The sequence below is a fragment of the Ktedonobacter robiniae genome, from assembly GCF_016587375.1.
GTDB classification, from domain to species: Bacteria; Chloroflexota; Ktedonobacteria; order Ktedonobacterales; family Ktedonobacteraceae; genus Ktedonobacter; species Ktedonobacter robiniae.
The window spans coordinates 4552839-4577309 of record NZ_BNJG01000001.1 but is presented as its reverse complement, the minus strand read 5'-3'; the positions used below and the strand labels follow the sequence as shown (position 1 = coordinate 4577309).

The 24471-nt window shown below is 54.7% G+C and carries 20 protein-coding genes and 1 pseudogene; 12 read left to right on the top strand and 9 right to left on the bottom strand.

The window, feature by feature from the left end; translation table 11 throughout:
• Positions 1-14: 14 nt before the first annotated feature.
• Both JMJ04_RS19045 and JMJ04_RS19040 read right to left on the bottom strand, forming a co-directional pair.
• A complete protein-coding gene (locus tag JMJ04_RS19045; RefSeq protein ID WP_201372010.1) occupies positions 15-1598 on the bottom strand; it encodes a diacylglycerol/lipid kinase family protein in 1584 nt (527 codons plus the stop codon).
• A 128-nt stretch (positions 1599-1726) separates the two neighbouring features.
• Positions 1727-2518, bottom strand: coding sequence for an AraC family transcriptional regulator (locus JMJ04_RS19040; protein WP_201372009.1), 792 nt, complete (start codon positions 2516-2518; stop codon positions 1727-1729).
• A 216-nt stretch (positions 2519-2734) separates the two neighbouring features.
• Between JMJ04_RS19040 and JMJ04_RS19035 the strand changes: the two are divergent.
• From JMJ04_RS19035 to JMJ04_RS18995, 8 genes and pseudogenes are all read left to right on the top strand, one after another.
• A pseudogene (locus JMJ04_RS19035) lies at positions 2735-3609 on the top strand (proline racemase family protein).
• Positions 3593-4717: an NAD(P)/FAD-dependent oxidoreductase gene (locus tag JMJ04_RS19025; protein WP_201372006.1), complete on the top strand. Its 1125-nt coding sequence runs from the start codon at positions 3593-3595 to the stop codon at positions 4715-4717. Before JMJ04_RS19035 ends, JMJ04_RS19025 begins: the two are co-directional and overlap by 17 nt.
• Positions 4710-4973, top strand: a complete 264-nt coding sequence (locus JMJ04_RS19020) for a (2Fe-2S)-binding protein (protein ID WP_201372005.1) — start codon at positions 4710-4712, stop codon at positions 4971-4973. Before JMJ04_RS19025 ends, JMJ04_RS19020 begins: the two co-directional genes overlap by 8 nt.
• A complete protein-coding gene (locus tag JMJ04_RS19015) occupies positions 4970-6250 on the top strand; it encodes an FAD/NAD(P)-dependent oxidoreductase (protein ID WP_201372004.1) in 1281 nt (426 codons plus the stop codon). The genes JMJ04_RS19020 and JMJ04_RS19015 overlap by 4 nt, the downstream gene beginning before the upstream one ends.
• Positions 6247-7164 carry a dihydrodipicolinate synthase family protein gene (locus JMJ04_RS19010; RefSeq protein ID WP_201372003.1) on the top strand — a complete coding sequence of 306 codons (918 nt, stop codon included), beginning with the start codon at positions 6247-6249 and terminating at the stop codon, positions 7162-7164. The genes JMJ04_RS19015 and JMJ04_RS19010 overlap by 4 nt, the downstream gene beginning before the upstream one ends.
• Before the next feature lie 84 nt (positions 7165-7248).
• Entirely contained in the window at positions 7249-8850 is a 1602-nt protein-coding gene (locus tag JMJ04_RS19005; RefSeq protein WP_201372002.1) for an aldehyde dehydrogenase (NADP(+)), read from the top strand.
• A 211-nt stretch (positions 8851-9061) separates the two neighbouring features.
• Positions 9062-9664 carry a TetR/AcrR family transcriptional regulator gene (locus tag JMJ04_RS19000; RefSeq protein ID WP_201372001.1) on the top strand — a complete coding sequence of 201 codons (603 nt, stop codon included), beginning with the start codon at positions 9062-9064 and terminating at the stop codon, positions 9662-9664.
• A gap of 175 nt (positions 9665-9839) precedes the next feature.
• On the top strand, positions 9840-13073 hold the full coding sequence (locus tag JMJ04_RS18995; protein ID WP_201372000.1) for an efflux RND transporter permease subunit: 3234 nt from the start codon (positions 9840-9842) through the stop codon (positions 13071-13073).
• Between the two features lie 80 nt (positions 13074-13153).
• Here the strand turns inward: JMJ04_RS18995 and JMJ04_RS18990 are convergent, their stop codons facing one another.
• From JMJ04_RS18990 to JMJ04_RS18980, 3 genes are all read right to left on the bottom strand, one after another.
• Positions 13154-14062, bottom strand: a complete 909-nt coding sequence (locus tag JMJ04_RS18990; protein ID WP_201371999.1) for a sugar kinase — start codon at positions 14060-14062, stop codon at positions 13154-13156.
• Positions 14063-14098: 36 nt separating this feature from the next.
• A complete protein-coding gene (locus JMJ04_RS18985; RefSeq protein WP_201371998.1) occupies positions 14099-14725 on the bottom strand; it encodes a bifunctional 4-hydroxy-2-oxoglutarate aldolase/2-dehydro-3-deoxy-phosphogluconate aldolase in 627 nt (208 codons plus the stop codon).
• 62 nt (positions 14726-14787) lie between these two features.
• Positions 14788-16470, bottom strand: a complete 1683-nt coding sequence (locus JMJ04_RS18980; RefSeq protein ID WP_201371997.1) for an ATP-binding protein — start codon at positions 16468-16470, stop codon at positions 14788-14790.
• A gap of 328 nt (positions 16471-16798) precedes the next feature.
• On the opposite strand from JMJ04_RS18980, the gene JMJ04_RS18975 reads away from it, so the two are divergent.
• Positions 16799-18307: an amidase gene (locus JMJ04_RS18975; protein WP_201371996.1), complete on the top strand. Its 1509-nt coding sequence runs from the start codon at positions 16799-16801 to the stop codon at positions 18305-18307.
• Positions 18308-18425: 118 nt separating this feature from the next.
• Here the strand turns inward: JMJ04_RS18975 and JMJ04_RS18970 are convergent, their stop codons facing one another.
• From JMJ04_RS18970 to JMJ04_RS18960, 3 genes are all read right to left on the bottom strand, one after another.
• Positions 18426-18938: a YggT family protein gene (locus JMJ04_RS18970; RefSeq protein WP_201371995.1), complete on the bottom strand. Its 513-nt coding sequence runs from the start codon at positions 18936-18938 to the stop codon at positions 18426-18428.
• A 241-nt stretch (positions 18939-19179) separates the two neighbouring features.
• Positions 19180-20157, bottom strand: coding sequence for a terpene synthase family protein (locus JMJ04_RS18965; protein ID WP_201371994.1), 978 nt, complete (start codon positions 20155-20157; stop codon positions 19180-19182).
• Between the two features lie 63 nt (positions 20158-20220).
• Positions 20221-21285 (bottom strand): sugar-binding transcriptional regulator, encoded by a 1065-nt coding sequence (locus JMJ04_RS18960; RefSeq protein WP_201371993.1) that lies wholly within the window; start codon positions 21283-21285, stop codon positions 20221-20223.
• Positions 21286-21968: 683 nt separating this feature from the next.
• On the opposite strand from JMJ04_RS18960, the gene JMJ04_RS18955 reads away from it, so the two are divergent.
• The 3 genes from JMJ04_RS18955 (at position 21969) to JMJ04_RS18945 (ending at position 23792) form a co-directional block, all read left to right on the top strand.
• Positions 21969-22790 (top strand): radical SAM protein, encoded by an 822-nt coding sequence (locus tag JMJ04_RS18955; RefSeq protein WP_201371992.1) that lies wholly within the window; start codon positions 21969-21971, stop codon positions 22788-22790.
• Positions 22787-23437 (top strand): CYTH domain-containing protein, encoded by a 651-nt coding sequence (locus JMJ04_RS18950; RefSeq protein ID WP_201371991.1) that lies wholly within the window; start codon positions 22787-22789, stop codon positions 23435-23437. Before JMJ04_RS18955 ends, JMJ04_RS18950 begins: the two co-directional genes overlap by 4 nt.
• An 82-nt stretch (positions 23438-23519) precedes the next feature.
• A complete protein-coding gene (locus JMJ04_RS18945; RefSeq protein WP_201371990.1) occupies positions 23520-23792 on the top strand; it encodes a hypothetical protein in 273 nt (90 codons plus the stop codon).
• 21 nt (positions 23793-23813) lie between these two features.
• On the opposite strand, the gene JMJ04_RS18940 is transcribed toward JMJ04_RS18945, so the two are convergent.
• Positions 23814-24446, bottom strand: a complete 633-nt coding sequence (locus tag JMJ04_RS18940; protein WP_201371989.1) for a DUF1684 domain-containing protein — start codon at positions 24444-24446, stop codon at positions 23814-23816.
• Between the last annotated feature and the right edge of the window lie 25 nt (positions 24447-24471).

Below are 24471 nucleotides of genomic sequence, written 5' to 3'. Positions count from 1 at the left end.
CTCCTACCTTACCCTTAAAGGACCACGCGCGTAGCCTTGATCACGCCAAGCTTGCTGCGTTTGCCCTCAACTACCATCGTGCCACCCTCCTGAATATCCGCGACGGCAGAGCTGAGGATATGCTGGCCGTTCTGGTCGAAGACCTCGGTATTGTTACCAATAATGACCGCGGCGGGCTTCTGCTCGCTGGTCAAGGCGTTTATCGTCGTACCTGCCACGATATAGGTACCGGGTTTCTCCGGGTGTTGCGCCTTCCCTATCACGGTCACCTTGCGCCCATTCTCGAAGAGCGAGGTAACAAGACTCGGCAGTTCAGCGCGAATCTCTTCCTGGCGCTTCTCTTTCTCCACGTCTACAGAATGCTCTGGCTGCGAAATGGCCCGCTCAGTTGCCTCTTGCAGTTCGGTCTGTGCGGGATCATCTTTCTTCTTATCACCAATGTTACTGGCCTTATGTTCCTCTTCTTGCTCCAGATCCAGCTTCTTGTGTCGCCGGGGATGCTGGAACAATTCCTCATTGTAGGTACAGGGGAAGGCCATGGGAAGCGCCTTGTGGAGCGCGTCGAAACGATAGGAGACCATCACCTGACTGGAGTCTTCCACCTGGCCAATGAGCTCGTAATCTTCCTTGCTTACATAGTCTTTGAGCTTGACCGCGCTTCCATCCAGCTCCATAGGCACGGAGGCTGGAACCTTGATCTCCAGGTGCGAGCCATGGAAGTATTGACTCGTCGTGTTGTGAGGCTTATGGCGCAGTAACAGCGAACCTACCTGCTGCATGGTTGAGACAGGGTCGCCACCTACGATGATACAGACATCAAGTACACCATCATCAATATAAGCTTCAGGTGTGGTCTCCAGCACCATGGCATAGCGACGGGTGTTACCGATAATGACCTGGAGCGCCTCGCCTTGCCAGATCATATCGCTCTCCCCACTCTCGCCAACCCCGCGAATCTCGATGGGAAAGGTCTGATGATCAGGCAACTTCTGCGCGACCGTCAGACCAACGGCAAGCGGACCGAGTCGGTACTTCAGCGGCTTGGGGGCGTGGCGCATGACCTCGGCATCAAAACCTAAACCCGCCATGAGCAAGAAATGGTTGCGCACACGCGAGCCGATTTGTTTCCGCGCGCGTTTCTTCGCTTTCTTCCCGTTCTGTGGCGTTCGTTGAGACTCTATGTTCTCCGGGAAAGAGACCGAAGAAACTTCCACACGGCCCACATCGACACGGCGAACTTCGCTATTTACCAATGCCAGGGCAGCCTTGACAGGTTCAGTTGGCACCCCAATATCACCAGCCCACAAGTTCGCCGTTCCCCCCGGAATGACACCTACCACGCTTCTGCCAGGCTTCTTCGCGCGCATGATACCATTTACCACTTGATTGATTGTTCCATCGCCACCGTAACCAATTACGAGATCGTGGCCATCCTCGCTGGCCCCACGTGCCATCTCAATCGACTGGCCACCGTACTGCTTCAGGGCCACCTCGGTCTCCCAGCCAGCCGCAGAGAGCACCGAGATCACGTCCGGAATCTTGGTAACGTTCTGCCCGGCCCGGGGATTGATCGTTAATAATGCTTTTTCGCGTTGCATAATACCAATCCTCTTTTTTTACAAGTATGTGATGTTTTTTAAACCGTTCTTCAACATATTTCCCACTTTATATTCGCTCTATTCTATTTACGTGAGCAGACCGAGACTAGATGCAACCATGCGATACTTCACACCCTATGGCTGCGAAAAAGCTCCCTATATTTGGCGGGAGCGAGACCAACGACCTGCCTGAACTGCCTTGAAAAGGCGCTGTGATCGGTATAACCACAGGCGTGGGCAATGGTCGTGATGGAGGCATCGCCTTCCAGCAGGCGTGTCGCCGCTTCGAGACGCGTTTTAATAATAAATTGCTTGGGGGTTAGTTCAAAAATACGCTGCATATGCCGCTCAAGTTGCGATACAGAGAGGTGTGATATCGCAGCCAGGTCCTCGAGCCTGAGCGGTTGAGCATAGAAACGCTGGATATGAGCCACGACATCGGAGAGGCGTTGATAGACAGGGTGAGATTCATCGGGCATATGCAGATCGCGCGAAATACCGGCCAGCCCGGCGACCTGAGAGTTCTGGTCAAGCAAGGGAATCTTATGTGTCAGACACCAGCCACGGGCACCATCGTTATACAGGTGAAGCTCAAGGCGATTCGAGATCGCTCGTCCCTGCCTGATTACTTCGAGGTCCTGAGCCAGATAGATCGCCCCCAGCTCGGCTGGGAAGACCTCCAGGGATGAACAGCCTAAAAGCGCACTCTTCTGCTTATACCCACAGCGCCGCCTCAATGTATCATTGACCACCAGGTATCTACCATGCAGGTCTTTGATAAAGAAAACGACATCGGACAATTGATCAAAAAGCACCTCGACGAAAAAGGGGTCAATGAGTGCGTGCGCAAGCTGCTGGCGAGCAGACATTACCCACTCCACCGACTGCCTTGAGCGCGCCTCTGTTTGGAACGAAGACATTCTCGCACCTCGCTTATGCCAAAATCCGCATATATCTTCCCTTAATTGTACAAGAAACTATGCCATCCTAGCGCATAAGATAAAGGCATACAAGAATTTTAAGCTCCGACTTGTACGAGACAAAGAGAAGGTGGTAAAGACATGCGCTATGTCGATGTGATTGACTCACACACTGCGGGTGAGCCAACACGCGTCGTGCTTGAGGGTGGGCCGGACCTGGGAACGGGGACGAGCCTCTCTGAGAGATTACGTATCTTTCGCGAGCAGTTTGACTGGTTCCGCAGCGCCGTTATCAATGAGCCACGCGGCTCAGATGTTTTGGTGGGAGCCCTCCTCTGTCAGCCAGTCGATCCGCGCTGTAGCGCTGGCGTCATTTATTTTAATAACGTTTCTTACCTGGGCATGTGCGGACATGGAACCATTGGCCTGGTCGCAACCCTGGCGCACCTGGGACGTATTCAGCCCGGGCGGCACTTGATCGAAACCCCGGTTGGAATCGTCACAACTGAGTTGCATGAGGATGGACGCGTTACCGTTCACAACGTGCCCAGCTATCGCTATGCCAGCCAGGTCACCATTAACTTAGCGGGCTATGACCCTCTTAAGGGCGATATCGCCTGGGGTGGCAACTGGTTCTTCCTGGTAGAGGAGCATGGGCAAGAACTCAGTTTTGAGCGTGTTGAGCAACTCACCGCCTTCTGCTGGCGCATTCGCGAGGCCCTGGAAGGCGCAGGCATCACCGGAGCACAGGGCGCACTCATCGACCATATTGAACTCTTTGGTCCGGGTTCCCCCGGCACACAAAGCAAAAACTTCGTGCTCTGCCCGGGCAAAGCCTATGACCGCTCCCCTGCGGGACTGGGACCAGCGCTAAAGTGGCTTGCCTGGCAGCCGATGGCAAACTGGCTCCTGGAGAGTCCTGGATACAGGAGAGCATTATCGGCAGCCGTTTTATAGCCAGCTACCTGGTAGAGAATGGGCAGATCTCCCCCCAGATTACCGGGGAAGCCTTCATCACCCTACAAGGGAGACTGATCCTTGACGAGCACGATCCTTTCTGGAAGGGGATTCGCTATGGGCAAGACCTTTGATGTACTCGTCGTAGGCGCGGGAATCGTGGGTACGGCATGCGCTCTGGAGCTTGCTAAAGCGGGTTGCAGCGTAGGCATCCTCGAAGGCGATACGGTGGGTAGCGGCGCGACGGCGGCAGGCATGGGCCATATCGTTGTCATGGATGACAGTCCCGCCCAGCTTACGCTCACGCGCCATTCGCAATTACTCTGGGACGAGCTGATCCAGGAGGCACCCAATCAGCACGAGTACACGCGCTGTGGCACCATCTGGGTAGCCGCCAATGTCGAGGAGATGCAGGAGGTAGAGCGCAAGCACAGCCTATATGCGGCACATACGATTCCCAGCTCTATTCTCGACGCGACACAGCTCTATGAACTGGAGCCACGTCTGCGCCCAGGTCTGGCGGGAGGGCTCCTGGTACCCGGCGATAGCGTTGTCTATCCCCCGCGTAGCGCAAACTGGCTGCTCCAGCAAGCACAGAAACATGGCGCCAGGCTACTCTATGGGCAGGTAACCCATGTCCTGAATGATGGCGTCCGTCTGGAGGATGGTCAGGTGATCAGTGGTGCAAAGGTCGTTCTCGCTAATGGAGTCCAGGCAGCCACACTCGTGCCAGGACTCCCCATCGAGCCGAAGAAAGGCCATCTCCTGATCACGGATCGCTATCCAGGTTTTCTACGCCACCAACTGGTAGAGCTAGGCTACGTCAAAAACGCCCATGCAGCCAGTGGCGACACTGTCTCTTTCAACGTCCAGCCACGCGCAACCGGGCAGATCCTCATCGGCTCCTCGCGCCAGCCAGGCGTCGCCTCCCGCGAGATAGAGCAGTCTATCTTGGCAAAGGTGCTCGCCGGAGCGCTTGAGTACCTGCCAGACTTAGGGAACTGCGCCTGCATTCGCGCCTGGACCGGGCTGCGTGCAGCCACACCCGATGGGCTCCCTCTCATTGGCCCCTATCCAGAGCGCGAAAATATCTGGCTGGCGACCGGGCATGAGGGGCTGGGCATCACCACCTCTCTAAGCACGGCACACCTGCTCGCGTCTCAGATGCTTGGCCGACCCTCAGCCATTCCCTGGGGGCCTTATCTCCCAACCCGCAAGCTGGAGGAGGCGACACTTGACTGATACACAACTCATGCATCATCACGTCCAGCTTACAATCAATGGACAGGCCATTCGCGTTCCCGCGGGTAGTACGGTGGCTGCGGCCATCGCCCGGCTCCCCATAGAGGCCTATCGCCATTCGGTCCAGGGAGAAGCTCGCGCTCCTCTTTGTGGCATGGGCATCTGCTACGAGTGCCGGGTCACAATCAACCAGCGAGAGCACACCCTGAGTTGTCAGACACTTTGCGAGGAAGGAATGGTGGTGACGACAACATGAAAAACACCGCTTTTGATATCCTGGTCATTGGCGCGGGTCCAGCAGGGCTGGCCGCAGCCAGTAGCGCCTCCCAAGGTGGGGCTAGCGTAGCCCTCGTGGACGATAATCCCGCACCCGGTGGGCAGATCTGGCGCGCAGACCATACAAAGCAGCCAGGGATCCAGGCTCACTCCTGGCTCTTAAAGAGCAAAAATGAGCGCATCACTCACTATATGCGCTCCCGCGTCATCGGGGCTTTTGAGCCTGGAAAACTGCTTGTAGAAACTCCTGATGGCTCGCTGAAGCTGTGCTATAAGCAGCTTATTCTGGCGACAGGGGCGCGCGAGCGCTTTCTCCCTTTCCCTGGCTGGACGCTGCCTGGTATCATGGGAGTTGGTGGTCTCCAGGCCCTAGTCAAGGGAGGTCTTCCAATCGCAGGAAAAAGAGTCGTCATCGCTGGGAGTGGGCCGCTCCTCCTGGCGGTGGCGGTCTACCTCAAGCACCAGGGTGCCCGGGTGAGCCTGATCGCAGAGCAGACCTCACGGAGCAACCTGGCGCGCTTCGCGCTCCACCTGCCACACCACACCTCGTACCTCTGGCAAGCTGCTGGCTTTGCTCGCGAGCTGGCAGGAGTGTCATTAAAAACCAGTTGTTGGGTTACGCGAGCCCTGGGCGACCAGCGACTTGAGGCGGTCATTCTCCAGTATGGCAAGCGAAGCCTGGCCCTGGATTGTGACTACCTGGCCTGTGGCTTTGGGCTCGCGCCCAACGTGGAGCTGGCAGCCGCGCTTAACTGTGAGCGTCAGGAAGGGGCGGTCCACGTCAATGAGTGGCAGGAAACGAACCAGCCTGGCATCTACTGCGCGGGCGAGGTTACTGGTATCGGTGGACTGGAGCTCTCTCTGCTTGAGGGGCAGATTGCGGGCCTGGCTGCGACTGAACACTTCGAGGAAGCGCGCCAGCTCTTCACTCGACGCGTACGCGCACGCGCTTTCGCCACCCTGCAAACCAGATATTTCGCGCTCCGCCCGGAGCTGCGCACCCTGGCCGATGCCAGAACCATTGTCTGCCGCTGCGAAGACGTTACTTATGGCGAGCTTGAACAACATACAAGCTGGCGTGGTGCCAAGCTACAGACACGCTGTGGAATGGGTCCCTGCCAGGGACGCGTCTGTGGCGCCGCGACCGATTTTCTCTTTGGCTGGACCCAGGATGCCATCCGTCCCCCTCTCGCTTCCGCACGCATAGCAAGTCTCGCATCCATGCAAGACACACACTCAAAGGAGATTTCTCGATGAAAGTCAACTGGCAAGGCGTTATTCCGGCTATTACCACAAAATTCAATAGAGATGATACAATTGACTATACGTTCTTTGCCAACCATTGTCGTTGGCTGGTCGATGCGGGATGTATAGGGATTGTACCACTCGGCTCGCTTGGGGAAGGGGCAACTCTAAGCTTTGAAGAGAAGATTGCCCTGCTCAAAACGGCCCTTGAGGCAATCGGAGACCGTGTCCCGGTTATTCCTGGTATTGCGTCGCTCTCGACTACGGAGGCGGTGCGGCTAGCACAAGCCGCGGAACACATAGGTTGTAGTGGCCTCATGGTCCTCCCACCCTATGTCTACTCGACAGACTGGCGCGAGATGAAGGCACACGTCGACGCGGTTTTACGCGCGACCTCGCTGCCAGCTATGCTCTATAACAATCCACTGGCCTATAAGACCGACTTTCTCCCCGAACAGATTGCGGAACTGGCGCGTGAACATAGCAACCTGCAGGCTGTCAAAGAATCCAGCGCCGATGTGCGACGCATCGCGGCCATTCGCGCCCTAATCGGCGAGCGTCTAGAGCTGCTTGTGGGCGTTGATGATTGCCTTGTCGAGGCAGTGCAAGCAGGCGCCGTGGGCTGGATCGCTGGCCTGGTCAATGCCTTCCCCCACGAATCGGTCGCGCTCTTCCAGCTTGCACAGCAGGCCCGCCTGGGACAGGGAGACCAAGCGCAGCTCGAAGCGCTCTATAACTGGTTCCTGCCGCTGCTACGCCTGGACACGGTTCCCAAGTTTGTCCAGCTTATTAAACTGGCCCAGGAGATGGTCGGCATGGGCAGCGCCCAGGTGCGAGGACCACGCCTCGAACTGGAAGGAGAGGAGCTTGCCAGCGCCAGGCAGATCATCGAGGAGGCTCTGAAGCACAGGCCAGTCCTAAATTAAGCAATGCCAAAAAAGCGAGTGAGCGATGTAGAACTGGCATCGCTCACTCGCATAGATTACGAGAAGCCACAAGGAGGCGAGACGATGAGTAGCACCCAACCAGTCTTTATCGCAGGGCAATGGCGCGGGGCGCGCAACCCGGTAGGAAACTTTCAGGCAGTTGATCCAAGCACAGGGCAGGCCCTGGAAGGCAGCTACCCCATCTCTGGCAAAGAGGATGTCTATGAGGCAATCATGGCCGCGCACCAGGCGGCAGAGGTGCTCTCATCGACCTCGCCTGAGCAGATCGCAGCCTTTCTCGAACAGTTCGCGGAGCTGATTGAAGTCAACCGCGTGGCCCTGGTCGAGAGCGCTCATCGCGAGACCGGTCTACCGAAAGAGCCACGCCTGAACTCAAACGAGCTGCCCCGCACCTCTAACCAGCTCCGCCTGGGGGCACAGGCCGCTCGCGAAGGGTCCTGGACCAATCCCGTCATCGATACTAAACGTAACATTCGTTCATATCATGCCCCCCTGGGAGCACCAGTCGTCGTCTTTGGCCCCAATAACTTCCCCTTCGCCTTCAATGCCGTGGCCGGAGGCGACTTTACCGCAGCGCTCGTGGCGCGTAATCCCGTCATCGCCAAGGCCAATCCTGGCCATCCAGGAACGACACGTCTGCTAGCGGAGCTGGCCTCGCAGGCGCTACAAAGCGTTAGCCTGCCAGCAGGCACATTTCAATTGCTCTATCACTTCCCCAACGAGCTCGCATTGGAGCTTGTCTCCCATCCCCTGATTGGTGCCACGGGCTTCACGGGGTCACGCCCCGCGGGACTGGCTTTGAAAACGGCTGCCGACCGCGCAGGCAAACCCATTTATCTCGAACTCTCAAGCGTCAATCCAATCTTTATCCTTCCGGGAGCGCTTGAAGAGCGCCTGGAGGCTCTGGCAAACGAATTCGCCACCTCATGCCTGATGGGTACGGGCCAATTCTGTACCAATCCCGGACTCGTGGTCCTCCCTGGTGGCCCCCAGAGCGAGACGTTTGTCCAGCGCGTGGCCGCACTCTTTCAGGAGAAAGCTCCAGGCGTCCTGCTCAACGAGCGCACCTCTAGTGGGCTACAGGAAAGTCTCAAGACGCTTACCGCGCATAGTGCCGAGTTGCTCACAGGTGGAACGCCTGTAGAGGGGCAGGGCTTCCGCTTCAACAATACCCTGCTTCGCGTCTCCGGGGAACAGTTCCTGCGCGAGAGCGAGGCCTTGCAAACCGAAGCCTTTGGCCCCGTCAGCCTCTTTGTTGTCGTCGAGAATGAGCAGCAAATGGTGGAGATTGCGCGTCACCTGGAGGGCAACCTGACTGGAGCCATCTACAGTCACACCGGAAGCGTCGACGAGACCCTGTACCAGAGCCTGGAACCGGTCCTGCGTCAGCGCGTGGGACGCCTGCTCAATGACAAAATGCCTACGGGCGTCGAGGTCAGCCCGGCTATGCAGCATGGCGGACCCTTCCCCTCCACGGGGCACGCGGGCTTTACCTCCGTCGGCATCCCAGCCTCTATCAGTCGCTTCACGGTCTTGCAAAGCTATGACAATGTCCGCCCCTCGCGCCTGCCACGCGAACTCCAGGATGAGAATCCCACCCATGCCTGGCGCGTCATCGACGGCGCCTGGACACGCGACGCAATAGCAGCACCGCAGCACGCTTAGCATCGCGCCTGCTCATAAGCCAGAAAAAGGGGAAGGTGAAATGATACGCCCTGGCAGCCTGCGGCTGCCGAGCGTATCATTTCACCTTCCCCTCATCCCTTACTCCTAATAGGCTTGACGATTACCTGGACAGAATGTATATTCTGTTTATCGAACGATAATTCTGTAAGGTGATAGCAATAGGGACAAGAAGGAGAGCACAGGAGAGCCTATGAGCAGGATCGACATCCGCTCCATCCGGCGCAGGCAAATCATTCAAGCCGCTGAAGAACTCGCGGCGCAGCGAGGATGGGCCGAGACAACTATCGCCGATATATGCAAAAAGGCTGATATATCGGTTGGCGGCCTGACACATCACTTCAAAGATAAAGACGAGATCTTATTTGCCGTTCTGGAAGATGTCATTCAGCGTCTGCATACGCGTTTTCAAGAAACACAGTCGGAAGAGGGAACACCGCGCTCTCTGAATCGTTTCTTTCAAGCTCTTTGCCAATCAGTTGATGCTGACCGCTCACTCTACCTGCTGTTACTCCATTTTGCCTCTTCTTCCATCCATCGACCCGACATCGGCGAGCGTCTACGAGATTTTTTTGCCTCTTTACGCCAGCGCGACAGAGATCGTTGCCAGGAAGAGGTGCAACTCCAGGGTTCCCAGGCAACGGCGGATCTGCTGCATTGCCTGGGCCTGGGCCTCATCTTTGGCTATGTCTTCCTTGAGGTGAAGACACCGCCAGAGCAGATGGAGGCAGAGGTTCGCAAAGTCCTGCAAACCTACGTGCCGGACCACCATCCTCACGCGCAGGACCAGTCCTGAGACATCTGACAGAAGCTAGCGTTTCTACGCGCATACTAATCCAGAGCATGCTCTGAACAGGCCATTATGTGTAAACATCTTGCCGTTACCAGAGCCTGCAAACTTTTTTCATCTCTACAGCCATCACTGTTTCAATAATGTGCCTCGCGGCCATTATGAAAGGAGATCACGAGGTATGTCATACCTCTCGAGGCTCAGCCTCGCTAATAGAAGTGTCGTCGCACTGGCGACCATCGCGATCCTCCTGCTCGGCGGTTTTATTATTCCATCCCTTAAGCAGGAACTCTTTCCTTCCATTACGTTCCCGACGCTCTCGGTTGTTGCGGTCTATCCGGGCGCATCGCCCTCCGTCGTCGAGCGCGATGTCACCAATCCCCTGGAGCAAAATATTCAGGGCATCAAAGGCGTACAAAAAGTCACGTCTTACTCCAATCAGGGGACAGCGGTCCTCGTCGTTTCCTTCGACTATGGGACCGACATCGATAGCGCGACGCAGACCGTCACACAGCGCATTAACAAGGCGCAGACCAGCCTGCCCAGCAATGTGACGCCACAGGTACAAAGCTTTAGCTTCACCGACTTCCCCATCATCCAGCTCGCAGTGAGCGCGGATGAGGATCAGCAGGTGCTGGCTGACGCACTCAAGCATGATGTGGTGCCAGATTTGCAGCGTATCGATGGTGTTGGTACCGTCAATGTCACTGGCGTACGCACACAGATCGTAACGATCACAGTTGATCTCCAGAAATTGAAAGAACATGGTGTGAGCTTTAGCCAGTTGCAGGGTGCCCTGCAGGCTAATAACGTCACCCTCCCCGCTGGCTCGACGACGAGTGATGGCAAGACTATTCCTATCACCGCGGGCAACACCCTTAATTCGCTGGACGACCTGAAAAATCTGGTCGTTGGCAGCCAGTCGGCCTCTACAGGTTCCGGCTTCCCCGGAACAGTTACCATTCCAGGTACGAACACGGGCGCGGGCTTTACCATCTCTGGTGCGAACACGACACAGACTTTCGCGCCCGCTAAACCTGTCAAGCTGCAAGATGTCGCGACGGTGAAGGAGGATCTCTCGCCTTCAACCTCGCTTACGCGTACCAATGGGCAGCCCAGCCTGGGCATCTCGCTGGTCAAGACCACGAGCGGCAATACAGTCTCGATTTCACAGGCTGTCAATCAGGATATCACCGCCCTCCAGAACAAAGTGGGGCATGGCGCGAAGATCTCGGTCATCTCTGACCAGGCGCCATCGATTACGCAGTCAGTCAATGACCTGACGCGCGAGGGCCTGATCGGCGCCTTCTTCGCCATCGTGGTGATCCTGCTCTTCCTCTTCTCATTGCGTTCGACGTTGGTGACTGCGGTCTCCATTCCGCTTTCCATCGTTATCGCTTTGATTGGTCTCTACGTTGGCAACTATACCCTCAATATCCTGACTCTTGGTGGTCTGACCATCGCCGTGGGTCGCGTCGTAGACGACTCGATTGTCGTTCTAGAAAACATTTATCGCCACCTGCAAGAGGGTGAGGAGAAAAAAAGCGCCGTGCTCAACGGTGTACGCGAGGTCTCGAGCGCGGTTACAGCCTCTACCCTGACCACCGTGGCAGTCTTCCTCCCTATCGCCTTTACGGGCGGCCTGGTCGGCGAACTCTTCCGCTCCTTCTCTGTGGCGGTGACCGTCGCCCTGCTGGCCTCGCTCTTCGTGGCCCTGACCATTATCCCTGTGCTGGCCTACTGGTTCCTTAAAGGGCCGAAAGCCGAGGTACTTGCCAAAAGACAGGCAACAAAGAAGCATTCTGGCTCCTGGCTTGAGCGCGGCTATGTGGCGATTGTACGCTGGGTCACGGGTGCCTGGTGGCAGCGCACCGTCCTGGTCGTTGCAGCCATCGCGCTGCTGGTGGTTTCGTTCGCTTTTGCGGGCGGGCTGCAAACAAACCTCTTCGGTTCATCCAACCAGGGAGCCTATAGCGTTAGCCTGACGCTCCCACCTGCGGCGAGCCTGGATAAGAGTGATGAAATCGCCAAGCAGATCGAGCAATCCATCTCCGACCTCTCCGACATCAAAACCTACCAGGTAACCGTTGGTTCCGCGGGTAGCTTCTCATCGCTCTCTGGTGGCAGTGGCTCTAACGCCATTAGCTTCACCATCGTAACCAAAGATGGTATTGATCAGACCGCCTTTGAGAAAAATCTCCGCGACCGCCTGGAGACGGATAAAAGCCTGGGTACGCTGACAGTTTCAGCGGGCAACTCGGGTCCAACAAATTCCAGTATCGCCATCAATATTCAGGCCAATGATGATCAGACGCTCAATGAAGCTACCAAGCAGGTTCAAGACAGCATCTCAAACATCTCGGGCCTGGCTGATATCACCAGCAGTCTGACCTCGGCCTCTCCGCAATACAATATTGTGGTTGATTCGACCAAGGCGGGCAAAATTGGTATGACCCCCATCCAGGTCGCGCAGAACATCCGCCAGGTCTACTCCGGCTCGACGGTGACGCACATCACCGTGAATGGCAGCCAGCAGGATGTCGATCTCTTTGTGGGTAATCCAGCCTCGAATATCGACGCGATCAAAGCACTGAGCATTCCCACGACAACTGGCAGCGTCAAGATTGGGGATATCGCGACGGTAACCCAGGTCAATGGGCCAACACAGATCACGCATATCGACGGCAATCGTACAGCCACAGTCAACGCAACTGTGACCGATAGCAATGTCGGTGCAGTCAGTGCCAACGTACAGCAGGCCCTGGACAAGCTGAGCGTGCCTTCTGGCGCCAAGGTCTCCCTGGGTGGCATCAGTGCCGACCAGTCCGATACCTTCAGCCAGTTGGGACTCGCAGTACTCATCGCGATCATTCTGGTCTACTGCATCATGGTTGCGACCTTCCGCAGCCTCTTGCAGCCTGTTATCCTGCTGATCTCGATTCCCTTCGCCGCGACGGGTTCACTTATCCTCCTGCTGGCGACCAACACGCCTCTGGGTGCCGCGGCACTCATCGGCTTCCTGATGCTGGTCGGTATCGTAGTCACTAACGCCATCGTCTTGCTTGACCTGGTACGCCAGTATCGCGAGCAGGGGATGACGGCCCGCGAAGCGATTGTCGAAGGCGGACGCCATCGTCTGCGCCCCATCCTGATGACGGCTATCGCGACCATCCTGGCTCTGATGCCAATGGTGCTGGGTATCGGTGGTGCAGGCTCAGGTGGCTTCATCTCTCGCCCGCTGGCCATTGTGGTCATCGGTGGTCTGACGACCTCAACCATCCTGACCCTGATCGTGGTTCCGACGCTCTATGTCATCGCGGAGAGTGCGCGTGGTCGCTCCGGCTCCCCCACGCCTCCCCCAGCCCCGATCATCGACGAAACACCTACTTCACCCGAGGTAGCAGCCGTTCGCTAAATGAAACACCAAAGGGCCCTCGAAGCAGGTCTGCTTCGAGGGCCCTTTTTAAATACCTGTCAATACCCAACAATATCTGACTAAGCCTTGTCGCGGCTGTGTGCATAGTCGCCTGCCAGTGAGACAATCTGTGCGCCTACCTGCGCCCCCAGGCGCAAGGCATCGGCCAGCGCATAACCACGTAGCCAGCCCGAGAGGAAACCAGCATTAAAGCCATCGCCTGCGCCTACCGGGTCAATAACCTCGGGCACTGGCATCGCGGGAATCGCGACACGCGCCTCCCCAGCCCTGGCGCAGGCCCCTTTTTCGGCTTGCTTCAATACGACTACCTGGGCACGAAAACCTGGCATAGTGGCAAGCACCTCTTCCTCGTCATGCGTCCCCAGGATGGCATGCGCGTCTTCGTGGCCCAGTAGCAGGATATCAGCCTGGGCCATGAGCGGAAGGAGAGCCACTCGTGCAGCCTCCACGCTCCATAGTGGTGCGCGATAATTTGGATCAAAGGAGACCAGCGCGCCCGCCTCATGCGCAAGTTCTACGGCACGTGCCACGCTCGCCGCGCACGTCTCGCTCAGCGCGGGAGTAATACCTGTCATATGCACGATGTGCGCGCCCGCGAACATCTCCGGCTTCAGGTGCTCAGGGCTGAGCCTGCTAGCGGCGGAGGCGCGTCGATAATACTGCACACGCCTTGCCCCATCTGGTAGCCACTCGCGGAAGAAGACGCCTGTCTGGGCGTCCGAATCAGTCAAGAGATACGTGGTATCCACGCCCTCCTGCATCAGCGTAGTTCGAATGCGCTGGCCAAGCGAATCATTGCCCACCTGGCTCACAAAACGCACACGGTGTCCCAACTGGCTCAAGCCAATGGCCGTATTCGATTCAGCCCCCGCGATATCAAGCGTTAACGTGGAGACGCGATCCATTGGGACTGGTTCGGTGGGATAGAGCACGGCCATGCACTCGCCAAGCGTTACCACATCATACATGAAACGCTCCCTTCAACATCACAACAGTGCCCCACCTTAGCGCACCGCCTCGACGGCGGCACGTGCCTGGGCCGTGATATATTCCCAATCGCCGGCCGCAACCGCCTTTGTTGAGACAAGGTTGCCACCCATAGCAACGGCCACAGCGCCCGCATCCAGGAAGGTGCGCGCGTTCTCCGGTCTAACCCCACCAGTTGGAACGACACGCAACTGCGGCAGAGGCGCCAGGATATCCTTAATATATTGTGGCCCACCTACGCGCGCAGGAAAAATTTTGATAAGATCGGCTCCCGCACGATACGCGTTTAGAGCCTCGGTTGGGGTCAATGCTCCACACAAAATAGGAACCCCAGCCGCTTTACAGGCGACAATGACATCAGGCACAACGACAGGCGTCACCACGAATTGCGCCCCTGCGGCGATAGCCTCTTCAGCCGCACGAGCCTCCAGCACCGAGCCAACCCCGATACGCATCTGCTCGCCCAGAGCCGAGCGTACCTCGGTAATCGCCTGATTGGCACCCTTACCGGTCAGCGTGAATTCAATCTCGGTGACGCCACCCGCCAGGAGCGCGCGAGCGATATCTAAGGCATTTTCATAGTGATCCAGGCGCACAATGGCGACCAGGCGACTCCGTAGGATATGTTCAAGAACAGTTGACATACTTCCCCCCTCACAATATCTAGTCTGCTAGCAGCGTACCATATTTCTTATCCCCTTGCCTACTACGCACTCACAGGCAGGGTGAACCAGAAGGTCGAACCCTCACCTGTCCGGCTTTGCACGCCTGTTGTTCCTCCCAGGCGCTCCATGATAGAACGACAGATATACAGACCCAGGCCCAGACCAACGCCAGAACCACTGCGCACGTGAATACCCGGCACGCGGTAAAAGCGGTCCCAGAGATGTTCCTGCTGCTCCGGCTGGAGACCCGGTCCCTGATCACACACAGAGACACGCACATGTGCCCCTTTCAGCGTGACCTCAACCGCGACGGGGTATTCCGCATCGGAATATTTAAGCGCATTGGTGAGATAATTCGTCACCACCTGTCCAACGCGGTCAGGATCGGCCATGATCGAGATATTCTGAGTTGAGGGCATCTTCAATGTCAGCACACGTTGGGGGTGTTGCTCTCGTTGTACATCGACACACTCCTGAACGATACGTGTGATGTCGCAGTGCCTGGAATGCAGTTCTAGGCGATCAGAACGCATACGGGATGCGTCCAATAAATCTCCTACCAGGCGATTTTGCAGGTCCACCTGTTGCTCTGCCCGCATGAGATTCTTCCTTAACGCGCCCAATACCTCATTTTTCTGTAGAGAGACGCCCGGCAGCGGTTGCGTTGTGAGCGTGCGCTTCAATTTGCGCTGCGCGATTTGCAGACTGGTCTTGGTAGCAGTTAAAGGCGTACGCAATTCATGGGCCACCACCCCGATAAAGCTATCGAGTTGGGAGAGTAGCTGTTCGATCTTCTGTCGCGCTTCTACCTGTTCAGTTATATCCACGCCAAAGATAATAATGCCATCCAGGACGCCTTGCAGGCTAAACATCGGCTGATAGTAGATGTTAAAGTACTGCTTCACACGCCCGCCATCACAACGTAGATCAACAAAGAAAGGGCGCTCCTGAAGGGATAATTCATTCCCAGTCTTCTGAACCCAATCGAGAGCCGGGATAACCTGGCGAATATCATCATGTGTAATGATCTCACCTACCGACCTCCCAAGAATTGTGGAAGCGCACATGCCAAAGCAACGAGAGGCATGGGAATTGATCAACTCAAAACGGTATTCAGGCACGCTTACAACCGCAATAGGAGTCGGCGCATGCATGAGAATATGGTAGAGAAAGCCCCTGGTAGATTCAGCGGAAACTTGCGCTCTTGTAGACTGCCGACGGGCATGCTGAGTCTGGCTGGTAAGCAGGCTCAAGCTGATGCCAATAATTGTAAACATAATCGCACTATAGACATACTCATCATGATCAAAGGTCAGCGGCATCAGCGAGGGAACGACTAAGATTGTCAATGCGAGCGTCCCCACCAGGGTAGCAAGCAAGCCAGATAGCGTTCCCCACCCCAATGAGATGAGAACAACAGCCAGGATAATGGGAGCGCTCGCAAAGCGAAACGAAGGCAAAAAACATGTAATCAGGTACACACACCCAACCATCAAGATAGGGAGCAGCACCGCCAGAAGATACCCAACAAAAGGAGATTGTAAGGAGGGAGGAAGCCATTCGGGTGAGAATGAAGAAGACTGGAGAAAATTTTTGAGGCGCACAGCCCAGGGCACACGCTCTTTGGGAGCAGGCGAGGCGGAGCATACCAACAATTTATCAGTTTCAGGTGGTATCTCTTGACGAAAATCTGGCATTCTCTCCTGCTTAATCTGGGTAGACATGGGCGGTTCACTCCCTGGAATAATGAGCTAACACTGAAGCATATAAGCGTACTCTCAGCAAAAAGATCAGACATACAAGCAAAGGGCTTTTATGCACTCGAATCAACAGAAGGGCAACACACTACTGATGCAAAGGTCAACTACTATGTTATAAAGCTCTCTCGACATTTTTTATTCATAGGACAATGATTAAAGTCCTTGCTTAGCCATTTTGGTTTCCACCTTCAAAGTACTAAGCGTACTCGTATGGTAGTCAATGTGAGGAACACGCTTTCCAGAGCATATATACACAAAGAGATCAAACTTCCTCCGTGCAGAAAGGGTATATATGCAATTGGAAGAGGCAAGCATTGCCGAGCTACAGGCCGCCATGGACTCCGGGCGCCTTACCGCGCGCCAGTTAACCGAAGACTATATCGAACGCATCCAGCAGTTTGACCAGCAGGGGCCACATCTGCGATCTGTCCTTGAGATCAATCCCGAGGCCCTTGAGATCGCCGACGCGCTTGACGAGGAGCGCCGAAACACGGAGCCACGAGGTCCACTCCACGGCATCCCCATCCTGCTCAAAGATAACATCGCTACCGCCGACCAGATGGAGACCACCGCTGGATCCCTGGCTCTGCTTGGATCACGCCCACGTCGCGACGCAACGGTGGCGCGCAAACTCCGCGAAGCGGGAGCCATTCTCCTGGGGAAAACCAACCTCAGCGAATGGGCCAACTTTCGCTCAGACGCCTCTTCCAGTGGTTGGAGTGGCCGAGGAGGTCAGACCCGCAACCCCTATGTGCTCAATCGTACACCCTGTGGCTCCAGTTCCGGCTCAGGCACGGCCATCGCCGCAAACCTGGCTACCGCAGCACTGGGAACTGAGACCGATGGTTCTATCCTCTGTCCCTCAGCCGTCTCCTGTCTCGTCGGCATCAAGCCAACAGTCGGTCTGACCAGCCGCGCGGGTGTGGTACCTATCGCGCATAGCCAGGATACTGTTGGTCCAATGGCGCGCACGGTCGCAGATGCCGCCGCCCTTCTAAGCGCCATTACCGGCCCCGATGAGCTCGATCCGACAAGTCACGAGAATCCTCATCCAGAGGCAATTGACTACACGAAATTTCTCGATGGCAATGGGTTAAAGGGAGCACGCATTGGGGTGGCACGCGATGTCTATTTTGGCTATAGCGCCAGAGCGGACGCCATTATTGAAGAGGCTATCGAGCAATTGCGGAGCCTGGGAGCTGAGATTATTGATCCCGCCAATATTCCCACAGCCAGGCAGATGAGCGAGTCCCAAAGCGAGATGATCGTCTTGCTGCATGAGTTTAAGGCCGACCTTAATAGCTACCTGGCGGATCTCGAAAGTAGTCCCGTGCGCAGCTTGGAGGAGATCATCGCCTTTAACAAGGCTCATGCCACCGAGGAATTACCCTATTTTGGACAGGAACTACTCCTGCGCGCCCAGGAGACAGTGGGGTTGGATGATTCTACCTACCTGCACGCCCTGGAGGAGAATCGCCGCTTCTCGCGCCAGGAGGGGATTGATGCCATTATGGAGCAGTATAACCTGGACGCCCTGATCATGCCCACAGGTGCCCCCGCCTGGTGCATTGATGTCATCGATGGAGACCATCCACTCGGTGGAAGCTCTCAGCCCGCGGCCCTGGCAGGCTACCCCGCGATCACCGTCCCGGCAGGCTTTATCTTTGAGCTTCCCGTAGGGCTGACCTTTATGGGTCGAGCTTACAGCGAAGCAACCCTTATCCGCCTCGCCTACGCCTTTGAGCAAGGCACACGCATCCGTCGCACGCCCAAATATCTAGACACGATCGAAGTCAAGTAAAAAGAGATGTTCTCGGCGTCTGCAACGCTGAGCAGGGTGATGAGATAGGGGTGGAAATGCAACAGGCATTTCCACCCCTATCTCATCATCTGCAAGCCACATAGTGGCGAGAAGTCCTTTAAGCGCGTACCGTGGGACCCAATGCAACCCGGCTCAGAGCCACCAGGCCCCAGGCAATCAGAGCATAGATGAGCATTGCAATCAACGTTGAGATCTCGAACATGCTTGCCTGGCCAAAGGATGGATCACTAAAGATGCCTTTGAAAGGTCCCATAAAGACATAGCTTAGATCATACAGCCCCTTGACGAAGCCGTTAGATTCATTGGCACCCAACAGGCGAAAGATAAAGCGCAAAAGCAGGATAATTTCTAGCACACTGAGGATAAAGTAGATGGTTGCCGCCACCCAATAGCGCATCTTGGCCCGCTGCACATCAGGATTAACATAGACCTCCTCGCGCCGCTCCACCTGATTGGGTCCGACATAGCGCTCCTGCTGGCTCTGGACATAGCCATCGCCTTCATTTCTTCGGTAAACCCGCTCATTATAAACGGGTTCCGTTGGTTCTTGAGCCTGTTGATAACCTTGCTGCGGATATCGTGGATCCGACCCATAAGGTTGATTACTCATACGATGTCTCCTCCTTGGAACTCAATCAGCCTGCTACCACTCTAAATATCGCGGACAGAACAAAACACAGAAAACCCGTTCCTTAAGATTATTACGAAACGCACCTGCGTTCAGACTCTCAAGCACATCTGCCAGACAGACAAATCTAGCCCTGTCTACACAGTATAACGCTTCAGCCTGTTATTGCTCACATACCCAAACCTCGGGTACCACCGGAGGCCTTTTTTCGCCACCTTGTCCCTCATTTCCCGACGGTAGACTCTTTTTGTAAGTAACGTGCAGTTTCAAGCGACCAGTCCAGATTTCCTCGTATCAATGCGCGCAGTGCTGCGGTATAGCGCTGCAATTGCTCCTCAAAGAGGGGAAAATGCGTAATCAGGCGCTGTTCAGCCAGGAGGAAATCCTTCGTCTCTCTCTCTATCATTTCAGATGTTATATTTACGGCATCCTGCAAAGGCAATTGATAGGTATGTTGCAACACGAGCACCAGGTTATTTACATCATGATGCTCTATCTCCTTCCTCAGAGAAACGATATCATTAGCCCAGCACACAATATTGTTCGTCATGCGCAGGATCGTTTGAAAAGCATCACTCAAGCGCAAAGTACTTGGAAAGGAGATACGCTCCACAAAATCAATAAAGTCGATCCCCATGAGCATACCGCTAGAGCTCCGGCGATTTTCAATATATGTGTCCACGTCCGGCACGTGCCCCTGCGCTCGATTATCCGCCTCCCAACATGTACCGGCGAAGTAATTGGCAACCAGGTGGCGTTTAAAACGCGCTTGCCAGGATGTAGTCGCCTCCTGTGTTGTTCGCGACCAGAGATCATGCAGCGCTTCCGTTAATGGTTTCTTAAAATTCTTGGTTATGCCGTAGAGAGTGACAATAAATTCATTCATAATAAACTGCATCTGTTTTGGGTGCTGGCTCATCGCCCCTTCACTAAAAAGATCATCCACAATAAACAACCAGGTGAGCCAATCAGCAAGCAGCAATAGCTCACCCACTGTCGCAGTGGGATAGCAACGCGCGACGAGCCAACCCATCCGTACTGCTGCGAAATGGCGCGTGGCCTCATCCTTCAGCAGACGGAAATGCTGTACCCAGCCCTGTGTATGGTCCTGGACAATCTGGACATGTGGGCTGACACGCGGCTCAAAGGGACAATAAAGCGGGGGTATATGTATATGTTCCATAAGCTTATATTGCGGCAAGATATGCTCTTCAATAGAGCAGCTTGCCGCATCCTTTATATGACCAGGGTAGGCATTTCGTACTCAGATTTCCAACAAAAGTTGGGCGGTCACATGATCAGTGATTAAAATGTTAGCCACTCCAGCCCTTAGAACGGCGCGAATGGCTGGAATATAGTCTGGACCACCGCCAGCGACGAGAATCGACTTCTTTCCGCTGCCATGCAATATCGTCTTTAAGCGAGGTATCTCAAACCCTGTAAGGTAATAGGGAGGCGAGTCCAAAAGCTCATTGATACAACGTCCCTTAGCGTCAAACACCCAGTGGTTAATATCAGCCACTGGATTGAGGTTATCCATAGCCTGCATTTGCTCTGGAGAGATGATGCCGTGCGTGATAACATCATCATTAGTGTGAGGAGGCCAGACGCTCAACATAAAAATCGAGGCTTGCTCATACAGCGAATAGGCCGCATCTAGCATAGGATAGTTTCGAATCAGGGCCTGAAATCCCTCTAAGTTAAAATCGTCTGTGGCATTGGGGAAAAACGCTCCTGCACAGAACCAGGTATGCCTTCCTCCATAAGCAGTCGCAATATCATGCGCAATCAAGTTCGCATCGCCATAGGTGGTGCGAGCCTGGACAAAACCAATCGTTGCGACAACATCGAGATTGGGAAGCAGTTTCGTTGGTTTGAGATACCGCTCCATGTTGCGCATAAATGTGCTACCACCACAGATAGCCAGCTTATCTCCATCTTTCAAAAGCTGATCAAGGTAATCAGCCGCCGCGGTCGTAATTTCAATCACAACATCGTCAAAGGAAGACTGGCCCTCTTTCAGATGATTAAAGCTGCGGCCCGGAACAAGAACCAGGTCATCCAGATCCAACTCCGTACGAACATCACGCGCCAGATTCCGCAAAAAGCCCGCTCGCAGATCAGGCACAATCGAAATACGCACAATGCCTCGCTCTTTAGCCTTCTGGAGTGCCTTACTTACGGTCTGCCTGGAGCAATACTCCCTCTCAGCGATCATCTCTTGAGAATTCCCCTCTTCATAGTAGAGATGTGCAACTTTACGCAGAAAGCGTTCATCGCCGAGCAATCTTGTCTCGGAACCGCCTACTTGTGGCCCATCTACTGGCATAGCATCTCAATTCCTTTCCATCTGAATCAGGTTTTCTTGCATCTCTGGGCAACACAGCCAGACATATGGGAGTGGATATAGCGAAGCACGCAAAATCTAGCTTTTACCTAGCTTTTACATATAGAAAGAGCATACCCTATATTCATAGGCAATGCAAGTATTTAACCTGTATATTCTCAAAAATGTTTCTTTCACCACCTTTGTATGATGAGAGACCTTTTTTCTACAAAAAGCTACGTATTGTTACTCTTCTTCATGGAAAGAACATAGCAGCTATTTTTTGTCAAAGTATAACGCTCGCCCTTTTTTCAAGCAAGTGCAAACAATACCCTCAAACCAACCGCTTTAATTACAAGTACTTTCCAGTCAGGCAATAGCTTACATATGTCCTCACGGAAACATATATTGAACAACAAATTCTGGCTCCCAACACCTATGACAACTGTCTTAAAAAACCTGATTTAAGACTATCCTCAGATTCATCCTATTATTTGCGCAAATGCTACAATTTTTACAATTTCGCATAAATTGTATTATAGGCAACAATTTTGTGTTATACTCTTGTTGGGAGAGTTAGAAGCATTCAGACTATTGTGCATTTACAAGCACAAGTACGCTTGTCAGGTCCATAGTATGATGTGCCCAAAAATCGTGAGTAGGGAAGAGTAAGAAAGGGGTTCTATATGAAGAAGCGCATCATGTTCAAAGTTGAAAAGAATCGCGTTCTTGTCCCGGTTGGGGAACCCTGCCCCTTTGGCTGTCGCTACTGCTATACGCGTGGTGGCGAGGTTGGACTTTCGCGCGTGGATCCAGAGGAAGTTCTTACCCAGTTTGAAGCTTTCGCGCACGAAGCTGCCTTTGATACGATCCAATTTGGCTATGATGGCGACCCTTTCGCACGTCCCGAGCGAGGAATAGCCATGCTAGGGCGACTGGCCACCTACGGTAAACATGTTAATTTCAGCACAAAGGGCGCGATGAACGCCACCACACTAGGAGGATTAGCCACTATTCAAAGCCAGATGGAAGTGTATGGTACAACCTTAAGCGCGCTGGTATCTGTCAGTTGCTGGGACTCTGCCCCGCTTGTCGAGCCTCATACCCCCTCACCTGCCGAGCGTATGCAGACCGTTGCTAGCTTGAAACGCCTTGGCATTCCTGTCTTTATAGCTGTACGCCCTATCCTTCCCCATATTCCAGACCTTGAATACGAGCGCCTGGTGGCCGAGGCTCTGCTAGCAGGCTGTGATGGCTTTGTGCTTGGGCCGCTCTACGTCGATGACCGTGGACAATTCGCGCGTTTCATTCCGCCCGAGGCACTAACACAGGTACCTAGCCGGAGAGCAACCGTCTCCTGGTCCGCGCACGCTCCAGAATGGACCCGTTATGAAGACGAGGCACGCCTCCAACGGCTGGCCACCTTCATTGAGAAGAAAGAGGGAACGGTGTACACTTCGTCGGCTGATGCCATGGCGGGCCTGAGCCAGAGGAGGGCAGTGGCATGATTGAAGTTGAAGTAAAATGTGCTGTCGCGCCTCAAGCGTGGCCCTTGCTTGAAGCCAGGTTACGCGAGGCCCGCTTCGAGCGGCACATCCACAATGTCGATGTCTACTACGATACGCCTGATTGGGACCTGCTCCAGAGGGCGGTTTTCCTGCGAGTACGCAACCAGCAAAAGCTTGAGTTTAAGTTCAATGAACAGGCGGAGAAAGCCCATATTCAGAGTACTGAGCGTGCTTTTGCACTCCAAGCACAGCCCGATCAAGCGGCAGCGATGAACGAACTCTTTAACCATTTCCTTCCCACCTGGAACCCTACACCCACCTGGGAGGCCGCCCAGATGGAAAACAACCTGGTGGAACTGGCACGAATCGAGAATACGCGCCGGCAGTATAGCCTGGACTCGGTCCAACTCTGTGTGGATCATGTCTTGGGCCTGGGCGACTTTCTTGAAGCCGAGATCGAGTGTTCAGAGGGGACGGATACGCGTCAGGCACGCGCCCAACTCTACACATTTATCGCGGAATTCGCTACCGAACCGCTCCCCATTGGCTACGTTGAACTCTGGTTACGACAACATAATCCCCGGGCCTACCGCAAAGGTGTCTACCAGTTACCCGGCGACTCTGTACCGAGCCAACAAGGTAGCTAGACCAGGATATCTACGCGCTTCCGATGTTTAGGGCAGATACATTTCTTAACTGTCTATTTTTCGCCAAAGGAGGACTCAACTCATGCCATCTACCAAGGATACTTATGCACTTGCATTTCGTCGTTCCATGACCTTCAGCGATATCTACGGCCATAGCACTTATTTTTCTGTGGCCGAAATCTATCCCAATGTGCAAATACTACACACCATCAACGAGACTGCTCAGTCCCCCGCCCTCTATGAACTCTCCATTATCATCGATGGTCAGGCCAGGCTCATCATTGTCCAGCAATCCTGTGTTGAGTTACACAAAATTTCTGCGGTCCCAGCTGGTCTGACGCGTATAAGCGCCTAGGCCCTGCGCGCAGATGCTCTTTTACTTAAAACGCAGCTCGCCTGCGCGTAGAGGCACGCGCAATTGATTCTCTCGGGGCGCGAGAGGACACATCCAGGCGTCATTGTAAGCGCAGGATGGATTATATGCATAATTAAAGTCGAGCATGATTTGTTGCTGGTGCGTCTTCCCTGGCACAGGCAGCCAGTCGCTCCCTTTGATGGTATCAAAGAGGTAGCGTCCACCGCCATACGCCTCTTCAGGGCTGGTCAAGTCTCGGAAGGGAAGAAAAAGGCCGCCACCATAGATATCGAGCCAGTAGATATGCAGCGTTACCGGCTCCTGCTCAACGGTGAAACGCACACGTCCCACCGTGAGCATGGTCATTTGCTCAGTACTGCTCATCGTAATGATCTGTCGCTGTGGCTCGACATCAGTCTCAATCGTGACCGCAAAGCGGAGCGCAGGATTGTATGGGAAGTATCGCAAGCCGGAGAAGACACGACGCTGTTCAGCATCAAGCGCCGACTGTGAGTGCTGAGCAAAGAGTGCGTCGCGGCTCTGGTGAAAACGCTGCCACACCATCTCTGCATCCTCTCCAGCCAGTATAGCCTGGTTCCGCTCACGGTACATAGCCTGGACGCGCAAACGATAATCATACAAATCAAGATACATGGATACCCTCTCATTGCTTTATTTT

Bases quoted from the DNA above. Each gene is read 5' to 3' on its own strand.
- JMJ04_RS19000 (WP_201372001.1), top strand. From the start codon at position 9,062: ATGAGCAGGATCGACATCCGCTCCATCCGGCGCAGGCAAATCATTCAA.
- JMJ04_RS18985 (WP_201371998.1), bottom strand. From the start codon at position 14,725: ATGTCAACTGTTCTTGAACATATCCTACGGAGTCGCCTGGTCGCCATT.
- JMJ04_RS19025 (WP_201372006.1), top strand. From the start codon at position 3,593: ATGGGCAAGACCTTTGATGTACTCGTCGTAGGCGCGGGAATCGTGGGT.
- JMJ04_RS18970 (WP_201371995.1), bottom strand. From the start codon at position 18,938: ATGAGTAATCAACCTTATGGGTCGGATCCACGATATCCGCAGCAAGGT.
- JMJ04_RS18980 (WP_201371997.1), bottom strand. From the start codon at position 16,470: ATGTCTACCCAGATTAAGCAGGAGAGAATGCCAGATTTTCGTCAAGAG.
- JMJ04_RS19045 (WP_201372010.1), bottom strand. From the start codon at position 1,598: ATGCAACGCGAAAAAGCATTATTAACGATCAATCCCCGGGCCGGGCAG.
- JMJ04_RS18960 (WP_201371993.1), bottom strand. From the start codon at position 21,285: ATGCCAGTAGATGGGCCACAAGTAGGCGGTTCCGAGACAAGATTGCTC.
- JMJ04_RS19040 (WP_201372009.1), bottom strand. From the start codon at position 2,518: ATGTCTTCGTTCCAAACAGAGGCGCGCTCAAGGCAGTCGGTGGAGTGG.
- JMJ04_RS18940 (WP_201371989.1), bottom strand. From the start codon at position 24,446: ATGTATCTTGATTTGTATGATTATCGTTTGCGCGTCCAGGCTATGTAC.
- JMJ04_RS18945 (WP_201371990.1), top strand. From the start codon at position 23,520: ATGCCATCTACCAAGGATACTTATGCACTTGCATTTCGTCGTTCCATG.
- JMJ04_RS18950 (WP_201371991.1), top strand. From the start codon at position 22,787: ATGATTGAAGTTGAAGTAAAATGTGCTGTCGCGCCTCAAGCGTGGCCC.
- JMJ04_RS19015 (WP_201372004.1), top strand. From the start codon at position 4,970: ATGAAAAACACCGCTTTTGATATCCTGGTCATTGGCGCGGGTCCAGCA.
- JMJ04_RS18990 (WP_201371999.1), bottom strand. From the start codon at position 14,062: ATGTATGATGTGGTAACGCTTGGCGAGTGCATGGCCGTGCTCTATCCC.
- JMJ04_RS18975 (WP_201371996.1), top strand. From the start codon at position 16,799: ATGCAATTGGAAGAGGCAAGCATTGCCGAGCTACAGGCCGCCATGGAC.
- JMJ04_RS19005 (WP_201372002.1), top strand. From the start codon at position 7,249: ATGAGTAGCACCCAACCAGTCTTTATCGCAGGGCAATGGCGCGGGGCG.
- JMJ04_RS18995 (WP_201372000.1), top strand. From the start codon at position 9,840: ATGTCATACCTCTCGAGGCTCAGCCTCGCTAATAGAAGTGTCGTCGCA.
- JMJ04_RS19010 (WP_201372003.1), top strand. From the start codon at position 6,247: ATGAAAGTCAACTGGCAAGGCGTTATTCCGGCTATTACCACAAAATTC.
- JMJ04_RS18955 (WP_201371992.1), top strand. From the start codon at position 21,969: ATGAAGAAGCGCATCATGTTCAAAGTTGAAAAGAATCGCGTTCTTGTC.